The 24,131-nt window shown below is 62.4% G+C and carries 23 protein-coding genes; 20 read left to right on the forward strand and 3 right to left on the reverse strand.

The annotated features are described in order from the left end of the window. Positions 1–63 precede the first annotated feature (63 nt). The 9 genes from lpdA (at position 64) to htpG (ending at position 10,540) form a co-directional block, all read left to right on the forward strand. A complete protein-coding gene (gene lpdA / locus PSTAB_RS08835) occupies positions 64–1,500 on the forward strand; it encodes a dihydrolipoyl dehydrogenase (protein WP_011913021.1) in 1,437 nt (478 codons plus the stop codon). A 193-nt stretch (positions 1,501–1,693) separates the two neighbouring features. Then, complete coding sequence (gene sucC / locus PSTAB_RS08840) at positions 1,694–2,860, forward strand: ADP-forming succinate--CoA ligase subunit beta (protein ID WP_011913022.1); 1,167 nt, start codon at positions 1,694–1,696, stop codon at positions 2,858–2,860. After that, positions 2,860–3,744, forward strand: coding sequence for a succinate--CoA ligase subunit alpha (gene sucD / locus PSTAB_RS08845; protein ID WP_011913023.1), 885 nt, complete (start codon positions 2,860–2,862; stop codon positions 3,742–3,744). The genes sucC and sucD overlap by 1 nt, the downstream gene beginning before the upstream one ends. Positions 3,745–4,112: 368 nt before the next feature. After that, positions 4,113–5,432, forward strand: a complete 1,320-nt coding sequence (gene brnQ / locus PSTAB_RS08850) for a branched-chain amino acid transport system II carrier protein (protein WP_013982600.1) — start codon at positions 4,113–4,115, stop codon at positions 5,430–5,432. A gap of 89 nt (positions 5,433–5,521) precedes the next feature. Further along, positions 5,522–6,247: a DUF599 domain-containing protein gene (locus PSTAB_RS08855; RefSeq protein WP_013982601.1), complete on the forward strand. Its 726-nt coding sequence runs from the start codon at positions 5,522–5,524 to the stop codon at positions 6,245–6,247. Between the two features lie 57 nt (positions 6,248–6,304). Continuing rightward, entirely contained in the window at positions 6,305–6,766 is a 462-nt protein-coding gene (locus tag PSTAB_RS08860) for a PaaI family thioesterase (protein ID WP_011913026.1), read from the forward strand. Further along, on the forward strand, positions 6,763–7,206 hold the full coding sequence (locus PSTAB_RS08865; protein WP_011913027.1) for a PaaI family thioesterase: 444 nt from the start codon (positions 6,763–6,765) through the stop codon (positions 7,204–7,206). The genes PSTAB_RS08860 and PSTAB_RS08865 overlap by 4 nt, the downstream gene beginning before the upstream one ends. Positions 7,207–7,272: 66 nt before the next feature. Next, positions 7,273–8,514 carry a hypothetical protein gene (locus PSTAB_RS08870; RefSeq protein WP_013982602.1) on the forward strand — a complete coding sequence of 414 codons (1,242 nt, stop codon included), beginning with the start codon at positions 7,273–7,275 and terminating at the stop codon, positions 8,512–8,514. Positions 8,515–8,635: 121 nt separating this feature from the next. Next, complete coding sequence (htpG, locus tag PSTAB_RS08875) at positions 8,636–10,540, forward strand: molecular chaperone HtpG (protein ID WP_011913029.1); 1,905 nt, start codon at positions 8,636–8,638, stop codon at positions 10,538–10,540. A gap of 63 nt (positions 10,541–10,603) precedes the next feature. Here the strand turns inward: htpG and PSTAB_RS08880 are convergent, their stop codons facing one another. Continuing rightward, a complete protein-coding gene (locus PSTAB_RS08880; protein WP_013982603.1) occupies positions 10,604–11,038 on the reverse strand; it encodes an OsmC family protein in 435 nt (144 codons plus the stop codon). Positions 11,039–11,239: 201 nt separating this feature from the next. Between PSTAB_RS08880 and PSTAB_RS08885 the strand changes: the two genes are divergently transcribed. From PSTAB_RS08885 to sstT, 5 genes are all read left to right on the forward strand, one after another. Further along, positions 11,240–12,265: an amidohydrolase family protein gene (locus PSTAB_RS08885; protein WP_013982604.1), complete on the forward strand. Its 1,026-nt coding sequence runs from the start codon at positions 11,240–11,242 to the stop codon at positions 12,263–12,265. A gap of 64 nt (positions 12,266–12,329) precedes the next feature. Then, the gene (locus PSTAB_RS08890; protein WP_011913032.1) at positions 12,330–12,800 is read left to right on the forward strand and encodes a DUF3859 domain-containing protein; all 471 of its coding nucleotides are present in this window, start codon (positions 12,330–12,332) and stop codon (positions 12,798–12,800) included. A 154-nt stretch (positions 12,801–12,954) separates the two neighbouring features. Further along, entirely contained in the window at positions 12,955–14,580 is a 1,626-nt protein-coding gene (locus PSTAB_RS08895) for a methyl-accepting chemotaxis protein (RefSeq protein WP_013982605.1), read from the forward strand. Between the two features lie 130 nt (positions 14,581–14,710). After that, positions 14,711–16,318: a methyl-accepting chemotaxis protein gene (locus PSTAB_RS08900; protein ID WP_041771716.1), complete on the forward strand. Its 1,608-nt coding sequence runs from the start codon at positions 14,711–14,713 to the stop codon at positions 16,316–16,318. Between the two features lie 177 nt (positions 16,319–16,495). Continuing rightward, the gene (gene sstT / locus PSTAB_RS08905) at positions 16,496–17,734 is read left to right on the forward strand and encodes a serine/threonine transporter SstT (RefSeq protein ID WP_013982607.1); all 1,239 of its coding nucleotides are present in this window, start codon (positions 16,496–16,498) and stop codon (positions 17,732–17,734) included. 64 nt (positions 17,735–17,798) lie between these two features. Here the strand turns inward: sstT and fabB are convergent, their stop codons facing one another. Together fabB and fabA are read right to left on the reverse strand one after the other, a co-directional pair. Beyond that, positions 17,799–19,016, reverse strand: a complete 1,218-nt coding sequence (fabB, locus tag PSTAB_RS08910) for a beta-ketoacyl-ACP synthase I (RefSeq protein ID WP_013982608.1) — start codon at positions 19,014–19,016, stop codon at positions 17,799–17,801. A gap of 11 nt (positions 19,017–19,027) precedes the next feature. Beyond that, entirely contained in the window at positions 19,028–19,543 is a 516-nt protein-coding gene (gene fabA, locus PSTAB_RS08915; RefSeq protein WP_013982609.1) for a 3-hydroxyacyl-[acyl-carrier-protein] dehydratase FabA, read from the reverse strand. A 416-nt stretch (positions 19,544–19,959) separates the two neighbouring features. Here fabA and PSTAB_RS08920 point away from each other — a divergent pair, with 416 nt between their 5' ends. The 6 genes from PSTAB_RS08920 to PSTAB_RS08945 all read left to right on the forward strand — a co-directional run bounded on the left by PSTAB_RS08920 (position 19,960) and on the right by PSTAB_RS08945 (position 24,126). Then, positions 19,960–20,982, forward strand: a complete 1,023-nt coding sequence (locus PSTAB_RS08920; RefSeq protein ID WP_013982610.1) for an NAD(P)H-dependent glycerol-3-phosphate dehydrogenase — start codon at positions 19,960–19,962, stop codon at positions 20,980–20,982. Positions 20,983–20,997: 15 nt separating this feature from the next. Next, positions 20,998–21,354: a DUF4389 domain-containing protein gene (locus PSTAB_RS08925; RefSeq protein ID WP_013982611.1), complete on the forward strand. Its 357-nt coding sequence runs from the start codon at positions 20,998–21,000 to the stop codon at positions 21,352–21,354. After that, positions 21,351–21,809, forward strand: a complete 459-nt coding sequence (gene sixA / locus PSTAB_RS08930) for a phosphohistidine phosphatase SixA (RefSeq protein WP_013982612.1) — start codon at positions 21,351–21,353, stop codon at positions 21,807–21,809. The genes PSTAB_RS08925 and sixA overlap by 4 nt, the downstream gene beginning before the upstream one ends. A 76-nt stretch (positions 21,810–21,885) precedes the next feature. After that, positions 21,886–22,329 (forward strand): hotdog fold thioesterase, encoded by a 444-nt coding sequence (locus PSTAB_RS08935; protein WP_013982613.1) that lies wholly within the window; start codon positions 21,886–21,888, stop codon positions 22,327–22,329. A gap of 130 nt (positions 22,330–22,459) precedes the next feature. After that, positions 22,460–23,272 (forward strand): alpha/beta fold hydrolase, encoded by an 813-nt coding sequence (locus tag PSTAB_RS08940; RefSeq protein WP_013982614.1) that lies wholly within the window; start codon positions 22,460–22,462, stop codon positions 23,270–23,272. Then, on the forward strand, positions 23,269–24,126 hold the full coding sequence (locus PSTAB_RS08945) for an alpha/beta hydrolase (RefSeq protein ID WP_041771717.1): 858 nt from the start codon (positions 23,269–23,271) through the stop codon (positions 24,124–24,126). Before PSTAB_RS08940 ends, PSTAB_RS08945 begins: the two co-directional genes overlap by 4 nt. Positions 24,127–24,131: the final 5 nt, after the last annotated feature.

Here is a 24,131-nt window from a genome sequence, read left to right on the forward strand (position 1 = left end):
GGTGAAAGCCGGTCTTGCTGCCTGCAGCCTTTGGCTTTTAGCTGCTTTTGAAGAGGATTCGTAATGAGCCAGAAATTCGACGTCGTCGTCATCGGTGCCGGCCCCGGCGGCTATGTTGCCGCTATTCGCGCAGCCCAGCTGGGTCTGAAGACCGCGTGTATCGAAAAGTACCAGGGCAAGGATGGCAAGACCGCTCTGGGCGGTACCTGCCTGAACGTAGGCTGCATTCCTTCCAAGGCTCTGCTGGACAGCTCCTACAAGTTCCATGAAGCCCACGAGAGCTTCAAGGTGCACGGCATCAGCACTGGCGAAGTGGCCATGGACGTTCCGACCATGGTCGCGCGCAAGGACCAGATCGTTAAGAACCTCACCGGTGGTGTATCGGCCCTGCTGAAAGCCAACGGCGTGACCGTCTTCGAAGGCCACGGCAAGCTGCTGGCCGGCAAGCAGGTCGAAGTTACCGGCCTGGACGGCAACGTACAGACTCTCGCTGCCGAGAACGTCATCCTGGCTTCGGGTTCCACCCCGGTGAACATCCCGCCGGCACCGGTTGATCAGAAGGTCATCGTCGACTCCACCGGCGCGCTGGACTTCCAGAGCGTGCCGGGCAAGCTGGGCGTCATCGGCGCCGGTGTGATCGGTCTGGAGCTGGGTTCGGTCTGGGCCCGTCTGGGCGCTGAGGTCACCGTCATCGAGGCCATGGACAAGTTCCTGCCGGCCGCTGACGAGCAGATCTCCAAGGAAGCCTTCAAGGTCCTGTCCAAGCAGGGTCTGAAGATTCTGCTGGGCGCGCGCCTGACTGGCTCGGAAGTGAAGGGCGATCAGGTGACTGTCAACTTCACCAGTGCCGAAGGCGAGCAGCAGATGACCTTCGACAAGCTGATCGTTGCGGTCGGCCGTCGTCCGGTCACCACCGATCTTCTGGCGGCCGATGCCGGCGTCGATATGGACGAGCGTGGTTTCATCTTCGTCGACGATTATTGCGCCACCAGCGTTCCGGGCGTATACGCCATCGGTGACGTGGTTCGCGGCGCCATGCTGGCGCACAAAGCGTCGGAAGAGGGCGTGATGGTTGCCGAGCGCATCGCTGGCCACAAGACCCAGATGAACTATGACCTGATTCCGTCGGTCATCTACACTCACCCGGAAATCGCATGGGTCGGCAAGTCCGAGCAGGCGCTCAAGGCCGAAGGCGTTGAAGTCAACGTCGGCACCTTCCCGTTCGCGGCCAGTGGCCGTGCCATGGCTGCCAACGACACCGCCGGCCTGGTCAAGGTCATCGCCGATGCCAAGACCGACCGCGTGTTGGGCGTGCATGTAATGGGCCCAAGCGCCGCCGAGCTGGTTCAGCAGGGCGCCATCGGCATGGAGTTCGGCACCAGTGCCGAAGACCTGGGCATGATGGTGTTCTCGCATCCGACCATGTCCGAAGCGCTGCATGAAGCGGCCCTGGCAGTGAATGGCCACGCCATCCACATCGCCAATCGCAAGAAGCGCTAATCGGTTTAGCGCTGTACCCGGGGCCCGACGTATCCAGCGATACGCCGGGCCCTTTGCAAACTGCAGGTTCGAAAGAATTGCAGGTCGCTGAGAGGTATCGTGAATTCGCAGATAGTTTTCAGCGACTTGTGAGGGAGGCACGGCGGTTCGTCGTGCCGTAAATGCGCCAATACCAAAACAGACGGTAGAAAGCATGAATCTTCACGAGTACCAAGGTAAACAACTGTTCGCTGAATACGGTCTGCCCGTGTCCAAAGGCTATGCGGTAGATAGCCCGAAGGAAGCAGCGGAAGCCTGCGACAAGATCGGCGGCACACAATGGGTGGTCAAGGCCCAAGTGCATGCCGGTGGACGTGGCAAGGCGGGTGGCGTAAAGCTGGTTCGCAGCAAGGATGAGGCCCGGGCGTTCGCCCAGCAGTGGCTCGACAAGCGTCTGGTGACCTACCAGACCGATGCCAATGGTCAGCCGGTCAGCAAGATTCTGGTCGAGGCGTGCACCGATATCGACAAGGAGCTCTACCTGGGCGCCGTGGTCGATCGCGCCAGTCGCCGGATCGTCTTCATGGCGTCGACCGAAGGTGGCGTGGACATCGAAAAAGTCGCTCACGACACGCCCGAGAAGATCCTCAAGGCCACCATCGATCCGCTGGTAGGCGCGCAACCCTTCCAGGCGCGCGAACTGGCGTTCCAGTTGGGCCTCAAGGGTGACCAGGTCAAGCAGTTCGTACACATCTTCGTCGGCCTCGCCCAGCTGTTCCAGGACTATGACCTGGCCCTGCTGGAAGTGAACCCGCTGGTGATCAAGACCGACGGCAATCTGCACTGCCTGGACGCCAAGATCAACATCGACAGCAACGCCATCTATCGCCAGCCGAAGCTGCGCGACATGGCCGACCCGTCACAGGACGATCCGCGCGAGGCGCATGCTGCCAAGTGGGAGCTGAATTACGTGGCGCTCGACGGCAACATCGGTTGCATGGTCAACGGTGCCGGTCTGGCCATGGGCACCATGGACATCGTCAACCTGCACGGCGGCGCGCCGGCGAACTTCCTCGACGTGGGCGGTGGCGCCACCGAGGAGCGCGTGACCGAAGCGTTCAAGATCATTCTCTCCGACAGCAATGTCGCTGCGGTTCTGGTGAACATCTTCGGTGGCATCGTGCGTTGCGACATGATCGCCGAGGGCATCATCGGTGCCGTGCGTGAAGTGGGGGTCAAGGTGCCGGTGGTGGTGCGGCTGGAAGGCAACAACGCCGACCTGGGCGCCAAGATGCTGAGTGAGAGCGGTCTGAACATCATCGGTGCGAACAGCCTGACCGATGCGGCCATTCAGGTTGTCAAAGCCGCGGAGGGCAAGTAATGAGCGTACTGATCAACAAGGACACCAAGGTCATCTGTCAGGGCTTCACCGGCTCGCAGGGCACCTTCCATTCCGAGCAGGCAATTGCCTACGGTACCAAGATGGTCGGTGGTGTAACGCCCGGCAAGGGTGGCACGATGCACCTCGGGCTGCCGGTGTTCAACACCGTGCGCGAAGCGGTCGAGGCGACGGGAGCCGATGCGTCGGTCATCTACGTACCGGCACCGTTTTGCAAGGACTCCATCCTCGAAGCGGCCTTTGGGGGCATCAAGCTGATCGTCTGCATCACCGAGGGCATTCCAACGCTGGACATGCTGGAAGTGAAGATCAAGTGCGACGAGCTCGGTGTGCGCCTGATCGGGCCGAACTGCCCCGGCGTGATCACGCCCGGTGAGTGCAAGATCGGCATCCAGCCGGGGCACATCCATATGCCCGGCAAGGTCGGTATCGTCTCGCGCTCCGGCACGCTGACCTACGAAGCCGTGAAGCAGACCACCGACGCCGGTTTCGGCCAGTCGACCTGCGTCGGCATTGGCGGCGATCCGATTCCGGGCTCGACCTTCATCGATATCCTCAAGTTGTTCCAGGACGATCCGCAGACTGAGGCTATCGTGATGATCGGCGAGATCGGCGGTTCGGCCGAGGAAGAAGCGGCGGCCTTCATCAAGGCCAACGTGACCAAGCCGGTAGTTTCCTATATCGCGGGCGTTACGGCTCCGGCCGGCAAGCGTATGGGCCATGCCGGTGCGATCATCTCCGGCGGCAAGGGCACGGCGGAGGAGAAGTTCGCCGCGCTGCAGGACGCAGGCGTGAAGACCGTGCGCTCGCTTGCCGATATCGGCAAGGCGCTGGCGGAAGTCACAGGCTGGCAAATGAAGGCCTGATGAAAAAAGGCCCGGCGAAAGCCGGGCCTTTTTCGTTGGGCTTACCCAGGCCGCTTGCGCGGCGCACCTTGGGCGCTCTCATGGGTCGGCTGCGACCTTTTGGCCGCCGGCTTCCGCAGCGAATACCGACGTTCTGATCGGCATTCGCGCTGCATCGTGGCATCATTGCCACTCATTCATACGTGTTTCGCTCCACAAGAGCGATGGCGTGCATCGAAGGTTCGGCCCAACCGGCTGAGTGACGTTTCCCCTTATCCCTGAAGGAAACCCGTATCCCATCATCAGGCCTGTCTGATCGCTGAACCGCCGCTTTGGCTGCGCGGGCGTCGCGTCATTTGTGCCGTTATCTCCCTGGTAGTTTTCCCTGCATGAATCGTTTGAAAGGTTTTGACCTGCTTGCCCTCGGCTTCATGACGTTTGCGCTGTTTCTCGGTGCGGGCAATATCATCTTCCCGCCCAGCGCCGGCATGGCGGCGGGCGAGTTCATCTGGCGCGCGGCGCTGGGCTTCCTCCTCACGGGCGTCGGGTTACCGCTGCTGACCGTGGTTGCGCTGGCGCGCGTTGGCGGCGGGATGGATCGACTCACCGCACCTCTGGGCAAATTCGCCGGTACGGTGCTGGCTGTCGCGGTGTACCTGGCGATCGGTCCGCTGTTCGCCACACCGCGCACCGCAGTCGTTTCGTTCGAGATGGGTATCGCGCCGTTCAGTGGCAACTCGGGCATGCCGCTGTTCATCTACACGCTGGTGTTCTTCGCGGCCATGCTGTTTCTGGTGCTGAATCCGGGGCAGTTGGTCAACCGCATCGGCAAGTTCATCACGCCGGTGCTGTTGGCGGCCTTGCTGGTGCTCGGTGGCGCTGCGATCTTCGCTCCGGCGGGCGAGGTGGGAGCGGTCAACGAAAGCTATCGTGGCGCGCCGTTGATCAAGGGCTTCCTCGAGGGATACCTGACCATGGATACGCTGGGTGCTCTGGTGTTCGGTATCGTGATCGCCACGGCCATTCGTGATCGCGGTGTAACCGAGCCGGCGCTGGTGACCCGTTACTCGATGATTGCCGGCGTGATCGCCGCCATCGGCCTGTCGCTGGTCTACCTGGCCCTGTTCTATCTCGGTGCCACCAGTCAGGGCATCGCCGGCGGAGCGGAGAACGGCGTGCAGATCCTGACCACCTATGTGCAGCACACCTTCGGGACGCCGGGCAGCCTGCTGCTGGCTGTGGTCATCACCCTTGCGTGCCTGACCACCGCCGTGGGGCTGACCACCGCCTGTGGCGAGTTCTTCAGCGCGCTGCTGCCGGTCTCCTATCGCAGTGTGGTGATCGTGTTCGCGCTGTTCAGCCTGCTGGTGGCGAACCAGGGGCTGACGCAACTGATCAGCGTGTCGGTGCCGGTGCTGGTCGGTCTGTACCCGCTGGCCATCGTGCTGGTAGCGCTGAGCCTGCTGGATCGCTTCTGGCTGTCGTCGTCGCGTGTCTTCGTGCCCGTGATGGCGGTGACGCTGGTTTTCGGCGTTGTCGATGGCCTCGCCGCGGCCGGTCTCGGCAGCTGGGTGCCGGCGCTGTTCACGCAGCTGCCGCTGGCGGATCAGAGCATGGGCTGGTTGGTTCCGGTACTGGTGCTGTTGGTACTGGCGGTCGTCACCGATCGTCTGCTCGGCCGTGCCGAGCGGGTGCAGCACCGCGCGTAAGCTCAAGCAAGGCGCCGCATCGCTCGACGATGCGGCGCTGACCTCGGAAGCGGCTGGCTATAATCTGACGACCTTTCCGAGGACCCGCCATGACGTTATCCGATACACACGTGCCGCATCTGATCGCCGTCCTGTGGTTCATCCTCTGCTGGGTCGGCTATACACGCTATGCGGATTGGCGGGGGCGCGATACCGCCTGCCTGGCGAGCGTGATGCATCTTTATCGGCAAGACTGGATGCAGCGCCTGCTGTTGCGGGAGAACCGCATCGCCGATGCCAATGTCATTGGTAACCTGGAACGCAACGCCTCGTTTTTCGCCTCCAGCACGCTGATCATCCTCGCGGGCATCCTGACTGCGCTGGGCGCGTCCGACCGCGCGGTTTCGCTGCTGGCCGATCTGCCGTTCGCGCAACCTGTCAGCCGCGGGCTTTCGGAGATCAAGCTGCTGTGCCTCGCGGTGGTTTTCGTCTATGCGTTCTTCACCTTCAGCTGGTGCATGCGCCAGTACAACTTCGCCGCCGTGCTGGTGGCCTCCGCTCCGATGGTGGGGGAGCGCAACGTCAGCGATCAGGAGCGCAGAGCTTTCGCCGATCGGGCTGCACGGGTCATCTCCATGGCGGCCAACCAGTTCAACTTCGGCTTGCGCGCCTACTATTTCGGCATGGCGACGCTGGCCTGGTTTATCCATCCGTGGTTCTTCATGCTTGTCACCGCTGGCGTGGTGCTCATCCTCTATCGCCGGGAGTTCCATTCCGACGTGCTCGAGGTGATGGTATTCACGCCAACTTCGCCGACCGAATCGCCCAAGGAATAGGGCGCGCTGCTGGCGAGACGGTATCATGCGCGGCCCGACCCACATCCGAGAGTTCGAATGAGCGATAGCCAGATACTCGAGCGCACGCAGCGCTTTCTGTCTTTTCTGCGGCACTGTCAGGTGCTCGGGCTGAGCGTTGAGCATGCCGATCGCCGGGGGCTGACCTTGCGCCTGCCGTACAGCGAAAAGATAGTCGGCAACCCCGAGACCGGCGGCGTCCACGGCGGCGCCATCACCACCCTGATGGACACCACCTGCGGAATCTCCACGGCCTGTGCATTGCCAGAGCTGGAGGTGTGTCCGACGCTCGATCTGCGCATCGACTACATGCATCCCGCCGAGCCCGGTCACGACATCTTCGGCTTTGCCGAGTGCTACCGCGTCACACCAACGGTGATCTTCACCCGTGGCGTGGCCTATCAGCGAGATATCAACGAGCCGATCGCACATGCCGTGGGCACCTTCATGCGCATGGGCAAGGCGGCTCAGGGCCCGTTCGGCAAAGGCGGTGCAGCATGAGCGAGCTCAATCTCAACGCGCTGGTGCAGAGCGCTCATGCCAACAACGATTACGATTCGCTGATCAAGCTGGTTCCCTATGCCCGGCTGATCGGGATCGAATGCCTGCGGCTTGGCGACGAGATGGTGTTCCGTCTGCCGCAGAACGAAGACAACATCGGCAACCCGCTGCCGGCCATCCATGGCGGCGTCATCGCGGGCTTTATGGAGCATGCGGCAATGCTGCATCTGCTGATGTTCATGGGGGCACCACATTTGCCCAAAATCATCGACTTCTCGATAGATTATCTGCGTGCCGGTCACTATCGTGACACCTTCGCTGCCTGCCAGGTCTGGCGCCAGGGCCGCAGGGTCGCCAATGTCGCGATCACCGCCTGGCAGACCCATCAGGCCGAACCCATCGCCACCGCCCGCTGCCACTTCAAGATCGACGAGCCCTGACGCATCGACGGGTAGCGGCGCTGCGGTGTGCGCTGTTACCCCCTGCGATTGCGTGAAGGAACTCGAATGGAAGCACTGTTGATACTCGGCGGCCTGTTACTGATGCTCGCCGGTTTCGTCTGGCTGATCAGCCAGGCATTCACGACCAGCCTGCTGTGGGGGCTGGGCAGCTTGCTGCCGCCGATGACGCTGGCTTTCGCGTTCAGCCATTGGCGTGTGGCACGCAAGGCCGTGGTGCTTTCCTGTCTCGGCATCATTCCCCTAGTGGTCGGGCTGTCTTTGCTGGCCAGCCGCGATTCCGAGCGGCTGACTGCCATATTCAGCCTGGGCTGGCTGCCCGCCCAGTCGCAGCCCGAGCTGGAGATGGGCATGCGGGGGCAGTTGAACGACCGCCGGTTCGTGCCGCAGCAAGGGGAGCTGATCAATGGCGTGCTGAGCTTGCGTGCAGGGCAGGGATTTTTTGCTCGCCAAGAAGTCACCATCCGTCTGCACCAACCCGTAGACGGGGCGGTGCGTGTAGATGTCCTGCCGGATGACAGCGGCGACCTGCCGGAAGTGGAGATCGCCTGGTTGGGGCAGGATGAGGAGCTGCCCGAGACGCGACGTCTTGATCGCGGCTACACCCTGCATCTTGACCTGCAGCCGGTAGCGCCGAATCGGCTGAAAGGCGACTTCCATCTGGTCTTGCCGCCGCAGTACGACACCAGTCTCACTGGCGTTGTCGAGCTGTATACAGACCGCCTGCGTTATCGCGACGGTCAGGTCGATCGCCGTCACGACTCGCGCGACACCATCGCTTACGTCGTCGAAGACTATCTGCAGCGCCGCCACGCAAGCCGCGATGTCGTGCTGCAGGCCTTGCCTTCGCTGACATTGCCCGCCGATGAGTTGCAGCTGGAGGCGCAGGCGCAGGTGAAGGGGGAGCCGCAGGCGTTTACGCTGCGTCTGGGCAAGAACGAGCAGGGCTGGCATGTGAAGGGGGATGACTATCCGCCTCTGGCGGTAGAGAAGGCAGCCTCCGTGCCGGCAAGCAAGGCGGAGGAACCCGTCGGCGCTGTGCCCGCCGCACCGCGCAAGGTCGATGGGCGTCTGTATTTTTCCATGGAGCAGGTGCTGCGCAATCCGGGGCGCTACCAGCACCGGCTGATGCGTGCCCATACCGAGCGTGGTGGCATTGCCGAAGGGCGCTTCGCCGGGCTGGACGGCGATGGCAATCTCGTCATCCGACGGATCATTCGCGGGCCTGGCGAGGCGACCTACAATCTGGCGCCCGGCGAGATCGTCCTGCTGGAACTGATCGAGCCCTGATGCGGGTCGGCCGGCGCCAAGTCGCGTCGGCCGCCCTTGAAATTCGTCGTCCCGTCCCCATCTGCCAGACATCGCCGCAGCCGCGGTCCGTGCCCTATAGATGACGTGGAGTTCGTAGACGATGAGTGTGGAAACTCAAAAAGAAACCCTGGGCTTCCAGACCGAAGTGAAGCAGCTGCTTCACCTGATGATCCATTCGCTGTATTCGAACAAGGAAATCTTCCTTCGCGAACTGATTTCCAACGCTTCCGACGCCGCCGACAAGCTGCGCTTCGAGGCGCTGGCCAAGCCGGAGCTGCTCGAAGGTGGCGCCGATCTGAAGATTCGCCTGTCCTTCGACAAGGACGCCAAGACCGTAACCCTCGAAGACAACGGCATCGGCATGAGCCGCGAGGACGTGATCGCCCACCTCGGCACCATCGCCAAATCCGGCACCGCGGATTTCCTGAAGAACCTTTCAGGCGACCAGAAAAAGGATTCGCACCTGATCGGCCAGTTCGGCGTGGGCTTCTATTCGGCGTTTATCGTCGCCGACAAGGTCGACGTCTACAGCCGCCGCGCCGGTACCCCGGCCAGCGAAGGCGTGCACTGGTCGTCGAAGGGCGAGGGCGAATTCGAAGTCGCGACCATCGAAAAGGCCGAGCGCGGTACCCGCATCGTCCTGCATCTGAAGAAGGACGAGGAAGAATTCGCCGATGGCTGGCGTCTGCGCAATATCGTCAAGAAGTACTCCGACCACATTGCCCTGCCCATCGAGTTGCCGAAGGAGCACTACGGTGAAGAGAAGGACAAGCCTGCCGAGGTCGAGTGGGAAACCGTCAACCGTGCCAGTGCCCTCTGGACCCGTCCGCGCAGCGAAGTGAAGGACGAGGAATATCAGGAGTTCTACAAGCACGTCGCTCACGACTTCGACAACCCGCTGTCCTGGAGCCACAACAAGGTCGAGGGCAAGCTGGAGTACACCTCGCTGCTCTACGTGCCGGGTCGCGCGCCGTTCGATCTGTACCATCGCGAAGCGCCCAAGGGCCTCAAGCTCTACGTTCAGCGCGTGTTCATCATGGATCAGGCCGACGAGTTCCTGCCGCTGTACCTGCGTTTCATCAAGGGTGTGGTGGACTCCAATGACCTGTCGCTCAACGTTTCGCGCGAGATCCTGCAAAAGGATCCGGTAATCGACTCGATGAAGTCGGCGCTGACCAAGCGCGTGCTGGACATGCTGGAAAAACTGGCCAAGGACAAGCCGGAGGACTACAAGAAGTTCTGGTCGCAGTTCGGCCAGGTGCTCAAGGAAGGCCCGGCAGAAGACTTCGCCAACAAGGAGAAGATCGCCGGTCTGTTGCGTTTCGCCTCTACCAGCGACACATCGGGCGAGCAGTCCGTGTCGTTGGCCGACTACCTTGGCCGCATGAAGGAAGGTCAGGACAAGATCTACTACCTGACCGGCGAGAGCTATGCACAGGTCAAGAACAGCCCGCACCTGGAGGTCTTCCGCAAGAAGGGCATCGAAGTGCTGCTGCTCACCGACCGCATCGATGAGTGGCTGATGAGCTATCTCACCGAGTTCGATGGCAAGCAATTCGTTGACGTGGCGCGCGGCGATCTGGATCTGGGCAAGCTGGATTCGGAGGAGGACAAGAAGGCCCAGGAAGAGATCGCCAAGGCCAAGGAAGGGCTGATCGAGCGTCTTAAGGGGGCGTTGGGCGAAGAGGTGGCCGAGGTGCGGGTATCCCACCGCCTCACCGACTCGCCGGCCATTCTTGCCATTGGCGAGCAGGATCTCGGGCTGCAGATGCGCCAGATTCTGGAGGCGAGCGGGCAGAAGGTGCCGGAGTCCAAGCCGATCTTCGAGATCAATCCGCAGCATCCGCTGATCGAGAAGCTTGACGCCGAACCGGACGAGGATCGCTTCGCCGATCTTTCACACATCCTGTTCGACCAGGCCGCGCTGGCTGCCGGTGACAGTCTCAAGGACCCGGCGGCTTACGTGCAGCGCTTGAACAAGCTGCTGGTCGAGCTCTCGGCCTGATCGGCAGACGCAGTAAACAAAACGGCCCGTCACTGACGGGCCGTTTGCGTTTACGAGCCCTTCTCAGAGCAACATGCTGACCAGTCGAGTGCCGTGAGTGAGGTTGTCGGCCACCGGACAGCGTTTTTCGATCAACTCCAGTAACGCCTGCTTGCCGGCGCGGTCGAGATCAGCATCGATTTCCACCTTCACCCGCAACTCCTGAAAACCGGGGCGCATGCTCGGGTCGCGCCCCAGCAGGCCCGACGGATCGTAGTCGGCCTCGATCTCGAAGCGCATGCCACGCAGTTCGATTTTTTGCTGGTGCGCGATAAAGCGGCCAATAGTGCCGAAGCATCCTGCTACCGCAGCCAGGATGGCTTCCAGCGGAGTGGGGCCTAGATCCTGGCCGGCGGCGTTTCTGGGCTGGTCCATGATCAGGCGGTGGTTGCCGCACTCGACTTCGATCGCCATGCCGGCATTCATCTGTCCACGGGCACTGGTGGTTTTCATGGCCATGCGCTGAGTTCCTTTTGCTGATTCGAACAACGATGCGGCGAATGGCATCGATCTGACCGGATATTAGGAGCGCAGCGGGGAGGCCACGTTGATTCTGGTCAAATACGGTGGGGGGTATGCGTGATGCGGGCTCGTGGCCCCGCAAGCTGAACGCTCATGCGTGCTGGCGGTCTACTCGCTGGCTGTCAGGAGGACCGAGCTTTGTACATCCAGAGAATCTTTTGCGCGCTTTCCATCTGCCTGTTGGCCCCATTCACCGCGGCCGAGGAGCGGGAGTACCGGTATAGCGATGCACACCTGCACTATGTGGACTTCTTCCAGGAAACCGACGGCATGCAGAAGCTGCTCGAGGCAATGGATGCAGGACGCATCGATCATGTGATGATCAGCGGCATTCCGGTCGCAAAGAAATGGCACGAGAACGAACCCAAGCGTCCACGCTATTACGCAGGCGATGACGCGCCGGTGTACTGGTACAGCGCCACCGATGTGCTGGTGGCTGCGGCGCTGGAGGAACTCGACGAAGAGCAGCGCAAGCGGTTTCATCCGTTTCTCTCCGGCTTCAATCCCAACGACAAGAACGCCGATGCCCATATCCGTCGCATGCTTGAGTTGCATCCCGGGCTATGGCAGGGGCTGGGGGAGATCTTCACCCGCCATGACGATGTAACGGCCCTGACCGAAGGCGACACGCCGCGCGCCAACAATGAGGCGCTGGCCCGGGTCTACCACCTGGCTGCCGAGTTCGACCTGCCGGTGATGCTGCACTCGAACATCACCTCCAAGCGCGAGCGCAATCCGCTGTATCTGGTCGAGCTGGAGGAACCGCTGCGCAACCATCCGCACACGCGGTTCATCTGGGCACATGCCGGCACCAGCATGGAGCTGCACCGGCATCAGGAGAAGCTGGAATTTCTCCATGAAACGGTCAGTCGCCTACTGGACGACTACCCCAACCTGTACATCGATCTGTCCTGGACGATGCTCAAGCCTTACCTGCTGGGCGAAGGGGACAAACCTGATCCGAAGTGGGTGGAGCTGGTGACGCGGCATCCGACGCGTTTCGTGATCGGCTCCGACGTAGTGGGCCATTTCGAGAATCTGGCCACAGGCATGAATGCGTTTGCCCCTTTTCTCGATGCCTTGCCCGAAGCGGTGGCGCGGGGTGTGGCGCGTGACAACTTCCTCGCGTTGTTGCCGCAAAAACGCCAGGACGAGCTGCGCTGAGCGTCATGAGGCTGTAATCGCGACGTCATAACCTGCCGGCTCCGCACATTGGAAGGAGCAGGTCATGTCGTTCGCTCGTTGGTCGTTGGTTGCCACGTTGTTAGTGGTAGGTATTCCTGCGCAGGCGCAGGTTGAAGTGGTGGGGCCGGTGGAGTACGGCATCTTCGAAACGTCCAAGGACGACTTCCAGCCGGGCGAGCGTGTGCTGAGCCGCCGCGACCAGCCGATTCGTCAGACCATTGAGGTGCCAGCCAAGCTCGGCAGCAAGTTCGGGTTGCGCTATCGCCTCTCTGGCAAGCGTGAGGGGGATACACCGCTGACTCTGCTGTACCTGACGCCGGGGGTGGTGACGCCTGATGGCAAGCGTCACGACAAGTTCGAGGTGGTGCAGAGCCTGGTGCCCGATGCCGAAACCGACGTGATGGCCTTCGAGTTTACCGAGGTGCACGAGGTGGTGCCGGGCGAGTGGCGGCTGATGGTCTTTCAGGGTGATCGGAAATTGGCCGAACGGACGTTTCAAGTCCGCTCGAGATGATGGCGATATCGTTTGGACGTAGTGGCCTTCAGGACCGTCAGTCGCCCTAATCCATTAATTTGACGTCAAAAAGTCAAGAGTGCGGTTCTGTCTCCGATAAATGAAGCAGGTCACGGTTTGTGACGTCGTTTCAATTCATGGAGAAAGTAGCCCCATGTCCATCCGCAATCTCACAATCGGCAAACGTTCCGCCCTCGGCTTCGGTTTGATCGGATTACTGGTTCTGTTCCTCGGCCTGTTCGCATTGAACCAGATGGCGAATATGCGCAAGGAAAGCAGGGAGGTCGACGAGAACTGGCTGCCGAGCATCATGGCCATCAGCGAGCTCAACATGACGGTGATGCGTATTCGGGCGCTCACCTTGCGCATGACCATCGCCGAAGACGTGCAGGTCGTGCAGAGCACTGCTCAACGCTTGGCACAGCTGCGCGGCGAGGTAGCGGAGCGCGATGCGCAGTACGTCAAGCTGTTGACGACGGCGGAAGAAAAGTCCGCGTATCAACGGTTCAAGCAGGCCTTCGACCAGTACCTGCCGTTGCAGCAGCGCATCGTCGACCAAGTACAGCGGGGCGAACATGATCAGGCTATCGCGCTCATCAACGGCGCGATCAATGAGCATGCCGATAACCTCACGGCCGCGCTGAACGAGCTGCAGCGGATAAACAATGAAGAGGCCGGGCAGGCAGCTGAGCGGGCGTCCATTCAGTACGACACCGGTTTCGGTTGGGTTGTGGCCACGCTGATCTTTGCCGCCGTGGTTACGGTCATGCTCGCCTGGATGTTCACCCGTAGCGTCGTGGGCCCGCTGGGACAAGCGGTTTCGGTTGCAGAGCGTATTGCCAATGGCGACCTGACCGGCGATTTCGCGGTGAATGGCAACGATGAGCCAGCTCGTTTGCTGGCATCGCTCAAGGCCATGCAAAACAATCTGCGGGGGACCATCCAGGGCATCGCCGAGTCATCCAATCAGCTCGCTTCGGCGGCTGAGGAGCTCAACGCCGTTACCGAAGATTCGACGCGTGGCCTGCATCAGCAGAACCATGAAATCGAACAGGCCGCAGCAGCTGTCAATCAGATGACCGCGGCAGTGGATGAAGTGGCGCGTAACGCGGTGGCTACCTCCGAAGCCTCGCAGGAGTCGAACGACACGGCGCAGCGCGGGCGCAAGCAGGTTCTGCAGACGGTGGAATCGATCAACCTGCTGGCCAGCGACGTGACCAACACCGCTGGAGAAGTGGAGCATCTCGCCGGACAGGTGCGCGACATCAGCAAGGTGCTGGAGGTGATTCGTTCCATTGCCGAACAAACCAATCTGCTGGCATTGAATGCGGCGATCGAGGCCGCGCGCGCCGGCGACGCCGGGCGTGGTTTCGCGGTGGTCGCGGACGAAGTGCGCGCCCTGGCGCATCGCACTCAGCAGTCCACAGCCGAAATCGAACAGATGATCGGCAGCGTGCACCAGGGTACCGACAAGGCGGTGAGTGCCATGCATGTCAGTAATGAGCGGGCCCGTACCACGCTGGAAATGGCACGCGCCGCAGGTGAAGCGCTGGACGGCATCACGGCCGCGATCAGTCAGATCAGCGAGCGCAACCTGGTTATTGCCAGTGCTTCGGAAGAGCAGGCTCAGGTTGCCCGCGAGGTGGACCGCAATCTGGTCAACATCCGTGACCTGTCGCTGCAATCGTCGGCGGGCGCCAACCAGACCAGCGCAGCGAGTCAGGAACTGGCGAGGTTGGCGATTGGGCTGAATGAGGTGGTGCAGCGTTTTCAGGTTTAAGCGAACCTAAAGGAGTTCGATTCTCAGTTCCGAAAACATATTTTCATGCCGGGTGTCAAGTAACGATAGACCTTATCCGATATGCGGTTATATCCCGTAGTCACGTGAGGTCGTCGTTATGTTCAGACAAATGAAAATAGCCCTGAGGGCTGGATTGGGCTTCGGCTTTGTGGCGTTGATAGTCTTCGCGCTTGGCGTTTTCGCGTTGACGCGCATCTCGGCCATGGAAGGCGAGGCGGAGGAAATTGACCAGCGGCTGTTGCCTACCATTCAGCTGCTCGGTCAGGTCAATCAGGAGTTTCTGATGATCCGCGCCGGCACCCTACTCCTGCTGATCAGCCAGCTTGAAGAGCGACGCCGCGGAGCGGACACCCTCGATGGTCTGCGCAAGACCCTGGCGCAGGAGCGGCAGGATCTGGATCGGCTGATCCAGGACGCGGAGGGCAAGGCGCTGCTTGCCTCGTTCGACCAGGCGCTGAGCCGTTATGAGAGCTTCCAGCGAAAGATCGTCGAGCTCGCGCTGCAGGATCGTGTGGATGAGGCAATCGAGCTGACCAGGGGTGAGCTGAACGAGCACGCGCGCAGCACCTCCCAGGCGATCGCCAATCTCATCGATCTCAATCGCAAGGCGGCCGATGCAGCCAGCGACCACGCCCTCGAGGTGGCAAGCAACGCCTTCGAGGGTGTCGTGATTGCAATGGTGGTCGCGTTTATCGCCACGATCGCGCTGGCGACGCTGCTGACCCGCAGCATCGTGCAGCCGTTGGCTGAGGCCGTAGGTGTCGCCGAGGTGATTGCCGGCGGTGATCTGACCCGCAGCATAAAAGTTGTCGGCAATGACGAGCCGGCACGCCTCCTGATTGCGCTTCAGGCCATGCAGCGCAGTCTGCGGGACACCATTCAGGGCATCTCGCATTCGTCCAATCAGCTGGCTTCGGCGGCGGAGGAGCTCAATGTCGTCACCGAAGACTCCACTCGCGGCCTCCACCAGCAGAATCATGAGATCGAGCAGGCTGCAACGGCGGTCAACGAGATGACCACTGCGGTGGACGAAGTGGCGCGCAACGCCGTGGCGACATCCGAAGCGTCGCGCGAGTCCGATGAGACGGCACAGCATGGCCGCCAGCAGGTCATCCGTACGGTAGAGTCGATCGGTGTGCTGGCGAACGACGTCACGCAAACGGCTACCGAAGTGGAGCGTCTGGCGGGTCAGGTGCGTGACATCAGCAAGGTGCTGGATGTGATTCGCTCGATCGCCGAGCAGACCAACCTGCTGGCGCTCAACGCGGCCATCGAGGCGGCACGGGCAGGGGATGCGGGCCGTGGTTTCGCCGTAGTGGCCGACGAGGTGCGTGCACTGGCCCATCGCACCCAGCAGTCGACCCAGGAGATCGAACAGATGATCGGCGATGTGCACCAGGGAACCGACAAGGCGGTGCACGCCATGCAGTTGAGCAACGAGCGCGCCAGAACCACGCTGGATCTGGCGCGCGCCGCCGGGGAAGCGCTCGATGGCATCGCCAGTGCGATCAGCCAGATCAGCGAGCGCAACCTGGTGATTGCCAGTGCTTCGGAAGAACAGGCCCAGGTGGCGCGCGAGGTCGACCGAAATCTGGTCAACATTCGTGACCTGTCGCTGCAGTCTTCCGCGGGCGCCAACCAGACCAGCGCTGCCAGCCAGGAGCTGGCGCGCCTGGCGATCGACCTGAACAACCTGGTGGCGCGCTTCCAGGTCTGAGCCATGGGTGAGGCTTCGTCAGACGCCTCACCCAACGACAGCTCATATGGGCATTTTTCGCCCTCCCGTGACAGCACAACGCTGGGCGCGGGCGGGCGAGCGGCGTACTATCCCGCGTTTTTCCACAGCAGGAACGGGCTGAGTCGGGGCCGTTCTTCCCAGCTGCGAGATGTGCCCATGTCCGATCTGCCTCGAATTTTCCGCTTCATCAATCGCACCAGCCTGGTCGCCCAGATCGTGGTTGGCCTGCTGGCCGGCGCGCTGCTGGCGCTGTTCCTGCCTGCGGCTGCCAAGTCGGTGGCGCTGCTGGGGGACCTGTTCGTGCAAGCCCTCAAGGCGGTTGCGCCGGTTCTGGTGTTCGTGCTGGTGACGTCATCGCTGGCCAACCACAAGCGCGGGCAACCCACGCATATTCGGCCGATCATTCTGCTTTACGCGGTGGGCACCTTGAGCGCCGCGGCCGTCGCTGTGCTGGCGAGCTTCATGTTCCCCACATCGCTGACGCTGGTGAGCGGGGCGGCCGATGTAACGCCGCCGTCCGGTGTCGGGGCGGTACTGCAGACGCTGCTGTTCAACATCGCCGACAACCCGGTGCGTGCGCTGCTCAATGGCAACTTCATCGGCATCCTGGCATGGGCAATCGGTCTCGGCTTCGCCTTCCGCCATGCACAGGACAGCACGCGCCGGCTGATCGGCGATCTGTCCGATGGCGTCACGCTGATCGTCAAGGTGGTGATCCGCTTCGCGCCGCTCGGCGTGTTCGGTCTGGTGGCTGGCACCCTGGCCGATTCCGGTTTCGATGTACTGCTCGGCTATGCGCGGCTGCTGCTGGTATTGGTGGGCGCCATGCTGTTCATGGCGCTGGTGATGAACCCGCTGATCGTGTTCTGGCAGATTCGCCGCAATCCCTATCCGCTGGTGTTCACCTGCTTGCGCGAGAGCGGCATAACGGCCTTCTTCACCCGCAGTTCGGCCGCCAACATCCCGGTGAACATGCAGCTGTGTCAGCGTCTCGGGCTGCACAAGGACACCTACTCGGTTTCCATCCCGCTGGGCGCGACCATCAACATGGGCGGTGCGGCGATCACCATCACGGTGCTGACCCTGGCTGCGGTCAATACGCTTGGCATCCAGGTGGATGTGGCCACTGCGGTGTTGCTGAGCCTGCTGGCGGCGGTCTGCGCTTGCGGTGCCTCGGGTGTGGCCGGTGGTTCGCTACTGCTGATTCCGCTGGCCTGCAGTCTGTTTGGCATCTCCAACGACCTGGCGATGCAGATGGTGGCGGTCGGCTTCATCATCGGCGTGGTGCAGGACTCGGCCGAGACGGCGCTGAATTCCTCGACTGACGTGCTCTTCACCGCAGCGTCCTGTATCGCCCATGGCGATATCGACGAGGGTGCCGAGCGGCGCGTTTGAATCAACCGATAACGGAAACAAGAACGGCGCCCTAGGGCGCCGTTCTCGTGTGTCGCTTGCTGGATCAGGCCTTGTAGCGGCGCAGTACCAGCGTGGCGTTGGTGCCGCCGAAGCCGAAGCTGTTGCTCATGATCGTGTCGATCTGAGCGTTCTCACGGGTTTCCCGCAGGATCGGCATGTCCGCGACTTCCGGGTCCAGCTCGTCGATGTTGGCCGAGGCTGCGATGAAGTTGCCTTCCATCATCAGCATCGAGTAGATCGCCTCGTGGACACCGGCAGCGCCCAGCGAATGGCCGGACAGGCTCTTGGTCGAGCTGATGGTCGGGATCTTGTCGCCGAACATGTTGCGCACGGCCTTGATCTCGGCCACATCGCCCACCGGGGTGGACGTGCCATGGGTGTTCAGGTAGTCGATCGAGCCTTCGACGGTGGACATCGCCTGCTGCATGCAGCGCAGGGCGCCTTCGCCGCTCGGGGCGACCATGTCGTAGCCATCGGATGTAGCGCCATAACCGACGATTTCCGCGTAGATCTTGGCGCCGCGCTTGAGGGCGTGCTCCAGCTCTTCGACCACGACCATGCCGCCACCGCCGGCGATGACGAAACCGTCACGCTTGGCATCGTAGGCGCGGGAGGCCTTTTCCGGAGTTTCGTTGTACTGGCTGGACAGGGCGCCCATGGCGTCGAACAGGCAGCTCTGGCTCCAGTGTTCCTCTTCACCGCCACCGGCGAAGACGACGTCCTGCTTGCCCATCTGGATCTGCTCCATCGCATGGCCGATGCAATGTGCGCTGGTGGCGCAAGCCGAGGCGATGGAGTAGTTGATGCCCTTGATGCGGAACGGGGTCGCGAGGCAGGCCGAGACGGTACTGCTCATGGTGCGCGGAACGCGGTATGGGCCGATGCGCTTGACGCCCTTGTCGCGCAGGATGTCGATGGCTTCCATCTGATTGATGGTCGATGCACCACCCGAGCCGGCCACCAGGCCGATACGCGGATTGGAAATGTCATCCAGGCTGAAACCGGCGTCCTTCACGGCCTGCTCCATCGCCAGGTAGGCGTAGGCGGCGGCGTCACCCATGAAGCGCAGGACCTTGCGGTCGATCAGCTCTTCGAGGTTCAGGTTGACGGAGCCCGAGACCTGGCTGCGCAGCCCCATGTCCGCATAGGACTGGTTGAAGCGAATGCCGGGGCGGCCGGCGCGCAGGTTGCCGGAGACGGTCTCTTTGTCATTGCCCAGGCAGGAAACGATACCCAGGCCAGTGATCACGACGCGACGCATGCGGATGTCCTTCAAAAGCTGTCGGTAGAGGTGAACAGGCCGACGCGCAAGCCTTCGGCACTGTAGATCTCGCGGCCATCAACGCTGACCGTGCCATCGGCGATGCCGAGGATCAGCGAGCGGTTGATGGTGCGCTTGATATGGATGTTGTAGGTGACCTTCTTGGCGGTCGGCAGCACCTGGCCGAAGAACTTGACTTCGCCGGAACCCAGTGCACGCCCGCGGCCAGGGTTGCCCTGCCAGCCGAGGTAGAAGCCGAGCAGCTGCCACATGGCATCGAGACCGAGGCAGCCGGGCATGACCGGATCGCCTTCGAAGTGGCAAGCGAAGAACCAGAGATCAGGGTTGATATCCAGCTCGGCGACCAGCTCGCCCTTGCCATACTTGCCGCCCACTTCACTGATGTGAACGATACGATCGACCATCAGCATGTTCGGCGCGGGCAGTTGCGCATTACCGGGACCGAAGAGTTCGCCGCGGCTGCAACGAAGCAGGTCTTCCCGAGTAAAGGCGTGTTGTTTGGTCATGCGTATTCCTCAATGGGCCCCGCGAAGGGCTTTGCTGCTTACATACCGGGCCCGAGTTCGAGGCCTGATCATCAAGACTAGTCATAGACTGTCGCGTTGTGGCTAAAGTCACAGCCTGACAACAGCGACGCCATTCACCCGTACCTGCGGCTGAAGGACGCAAAGACAGAATCGGGCGGCTACTTTAACACTCCTGAAAGGCTAACGAGGACCTTGCGACAGCTTGTCCTCTATAGACAATCGTTGCAGTGACGGTTGCATGGCCCGGGTGAATCGTTTTCCAGGCGTGTCCGCCGACGCCGGATGCAACTGTAACCGGATGATTTCACAGGGGCTTGCTGTTGCGCTGTTCGCTGCGGACGCGAAACGTATAATGCCTCGCACTGCCATTTCGGATGGCCCACGACGGAACCCTCATGACACGACAGCAACCCATTGCGGTACTCGGCGGCGGCAGTTTCGGTACCGCGATTGCCAATCTGCTGGCCGAAAACGGTCACCACGTCCTGCTCTGGATGCGCGATGCCGAACAGGCCGAAAGCATCCGTACCCTGAGGCAGAACCCGCGCTACCTCAAAGGTGTCGAGATCCTTCCGCTGGTGGAGCCGACCACCGATCTGTCTTCCACTCTCGATGCGTGCGAGTTGGTCTTCGTCGCGCTGCCGTCCAGCGCGTTGCGCCAGGCGCTGCAGCCGTTCGCGACGCAGTTGGGGGGCAAGATGCTGGTCAGCACCACCAAGGGCATCGAGGCCGAGAGTTTCATGCTGATGAGTCAGATCCTCGAGCAGATCGCGCCCCAGGCGCGCATCGGTGTGCTCTCCGGGCCGAACCTGGCGCGCGAAGTCGCCGAGCACGCGCTGACCGCGACGGTGGTCGCCAGTCAGGACGAGGCCTTGTGCCGCCATGTGCAGAAGGTGCTGCATGGGCGAACCTTTCGTGTGTATGCCAGCTCCGACCGTTTCGGTGTCGAGCTGGGCGGCGCACTGAAGAATGTCTACGCGATCATGGCGGGCATGGCGGCGGCGCTGGGCATGGGCGAGAACACGCGCAGCATGCTGATCACCCGGGCGCTGGCGGAGATGACGCGATTCGCCGTAAAGCTCGGCGCCAACCCCATGACCTTTCTCGGCCTCGCCGGGGTCGGCGATCTGATCGTCACCTGCACCTCGTCGAAGAGTCGCAACTTCCAGGTCGGCTATGCGCTTGGCGAGGGGCTCAGTCTCGACGAGGCGGTTTCACGGCTGGGCGAGGTTGCCGAAGGCGTGAACACCATCAAGGTGCTCAAGTGCAAGGCCGAGGAACTGCAGGTCTATATGCCACTGGTCGCCGGCCTGCATGCCATCCTGTTCGAGGGGCGTACGCTCGATCAGATCATTGGCGTGCTGATGCGTGGCGAACCCAAGACCGATGTGGATTTCATTTCAACCGACGGATTCTGAGCCGAGGCTATGTCCATGAACCAATCGAATCAGGCTACGGAGCGCGAATCGCTGATTCTGCGGGCCGTCTGGATGCTGATCTTCTTCTTCGTCTGGCAACTGGCCGAGTTGGCGCTGCTGGTGGTCGTGGTGCTGCAGCTGGTGATGCGCCTGGTCAAGGGGAACGCCGACTCCAGCCTGCAGGGCTTCGGCGACAGTCTGAGCCAGTACATTGCGCAGATCGGTCGTTTCGCCACCTTCAATACCGAGCGCAAGCCCTGGCCGTTGTCGGATTGGCCCACACCACGCCCAGCGGATGTGGAACTGGTCACGCCGGTGCCGCCGGCTGCGCCCAGTGAATCGAATGACTCTCAACAAGGCCCTACGGCATGAGGCTCTGGTTGCTGCGTCATGGCGAGGCCGAACCACGCGCACGTACGGATGCCGAGCGCAACCTGACCGAGGGAGGCCGGCGTGACGTGCGCCGCAGCGCCACTTTTCTGCGCGGCAAGCCGCTGCAGGTAGTGCTGGTCAGCCCCTACCAGCGTGCACAGCAGACCGCGGATGAGGTCTGCAAGGCACTGGGTTTCAGCGGCCGGCGGGAAACCGTGGACTGGGCCACGCCCGAGTCGGATCTCGAAGAGGCCCTGCGAGCGCTCGATCTGCGCGGCGAGAGCGATCTGCTCCTGGTCACGCACCAGCCTTTCGTCGGCAACCTGGCCGGTTGGCTGGTCAACGGCAGTCATTCCGAGCCGCTGCCGATGGCGACGGCGTCGCTCGCCGAACTCGAAGGGGAAGCCATCGCGGGCGGGCTGATGCAGCTGGCGTCCTTGCACCATGTTGGTTAGGGTTGGTCGGGTCCGCTTGGTCATGCGTGGTCACAGCGGCATCCCAGAACAACAATAGCCCTCAGGAGTATGCGCCTTGAGCATCTGGCACCGTCAGCCCGACCTGGAAGAGCTTCACAGCACTCGCAAGAACACCATCACCGATCTGCTGGATATCCGCTTCGAGTCCTTCGATGACTCGTCCATCACCGCAAGCATGCCGGTCGATGCTCGCACCCATCAGCCGTATGGCCTGCTGCATGGCGGCGCCTCCGTGGTGCTGGCCGAGACCCTGGGTTCCATGGCCAGCTATCACTGCATCGACACCAGCAAGTTCTATTGCGTGGGGCTCGAGGTCAATGCCAATCACCTGCGTGGCCTGCGCAGTGGACGGGTGACCGGGGTATGCCGGCCGGTGCATCTGGGGCGTTCGACCCATGTATGGGACATTCGCCTGAGCGGCGAGGACGGCAAGCCGAGCTGCATTTCCCGGCTGACCGTTGCAATCGTGCCGCTGGACAAGGGCCGATTACCGAGCTGATCGCCGGCGGGCCGGACAATGCGGCCTGCTGATTGGCCTGAATGCCCTTCATTCGGCAGGGCTATGGCGATTGCCGCCTGCCGAGGGCTGCCAGACAATGAGGGCTCAGTCTGTCCGGCACCTTCAGTTCATGTCGCAACCTATCTTTTTCGCTCATGCCAACGGCTTCCCCTCGGCGACCTATCGCAAGCTGTTCGAGGCCCTTGCGCCGGAATACCGGGTCGCGCACATGGATCGGCACGGACATGATCCGCGTTTCCCGGTGGACGATAACTGGAACAACCTGCTCGACGAGCTGTTCGAGCAGCTCGAAGGCCTGCGCGAACCGGTGTGGGGGGTCGGGCACTCGTTCGGCGGCATGCTGCACTACCGCGCCGCGCTGCTGCGGCCCGAGCTTTACCACGGCGTGGTCATGCTCGATTCACCGTTGCCGACCTGGTTCGACCAGACCGTCATCTGGGCTGCCAAGCGGCTGGGCTTCATCGACCGGCTGACCCCGGCCGGCCGCACGCTCGGACGCCGCGAACAGTTCTCCAGCGCCGAGGAAGCGCGCGCCTATTTCGCCGGCAAGGCGCTGTTCAGCAGCTTCGATCCCGAATGCCTGGAGGCCTACATCGAACACGGCCTGGAGCCGGCGGGGCAGGGGCTGCGCCTGCGCTTCGATCCGCAGACCGAAATCAGCATCTACCGCAGCGTGCCGCACCTCACGCCCGGCTGGCCGCCCGCGCTGAAGATTCCGTTGGCCATGGTGCGCGGCCGCGAGAGCCGTGTGGTACTGCCGCATCATGCCTACCTGCTGCGGCTGATGGCCCGTGGCGAAGCGCATACGCTGTCCGGTGGCCACATGTTTCCGTTCGAGCGACCGCAGCAGACGGCCGAGAAGCTGCGCGAGCTGCTGGGGCGCTGGGATGCGTATCGCGAGTTGTCCCGGGGGGCGGCATGAGTATGTTGTTCGAAGAGGTCCGGCTGAGCCTGCCTCATCTGGAGGTGGCGGCGCACCTGTACGGACCTGAAGACGGCAAGCCGGTCATCGCGCTGCACGGCTGGCTGGACAACGCCGCCACCTTCAGTCGGCTGGCCCCGCGCCTGCAAGGGCTGCGCATCGTCGCGCTCGACCTGCCGGGGCATGGCCATTCGGACCACCGACCGGCCGGCGCGGGGTACAACATCTGGGACTATGCCCACGATGTGCTGCAGGTCGCCGAGCAGTTCGGCTGGAAGCGCTTTTCCCTGCTCGGGCACTCCATGGGCGCGATCGTCTCGGTGCTGCTCGCCGGTGCCTTGCCAGCGCGCATCGAGCGCCTGGCATTGATCGACGGCGCCATCCCCTATACCGGCGAGGCGGACGGCGCGCCGCAGAAACTCGGTGCCGCGCTCGAGGCATTGCTGGCCGTGGACGACAAGCGCAAGCCCGTCTATTCCACGTTCGACAAAGCCGTGCAGGCGCGCATGAAAGGCGTCGGCGCGGTCAGTCGCGAGGCGGCCGAGCGTTTGGCGCAGCGCGGACTGATGCCGGTGCCCGGCGGTTACACCTGGCGAACCGACGCGCGTCTGATGCTGCCTTCAGCCATGCGGCTGACCCGTGCCCACGCGCTGGCATTCGTCCGGCAGGTCGCCTGCCCCAGCAGTCTGGTGCTGGCCGAGCAGGGGCTGATGATCCAGCCGGAGCTGCGAGAACTGGTCGACGGGCTGCCCTTCGCGGTGCAGCGCCTGCCCGGTGGCCATCACCTGCATCTGGATGACGAGCCGGGCGCCGAAGCGGTTGCTGCAGTGTTCAACGCCTTCTTCCACGGCTGAGATCA

The organism is Stutzerimonas stutzeri (assembly GCF_000219605.1).
Classification (GTDB): domain Bacteria; phylum Pseudomonadota; class Gammaproteobacteria; order Pseudomonadales; family Pseudomonadaceae; genus Stutzerimonas; species Stutzerimonas stutzeri.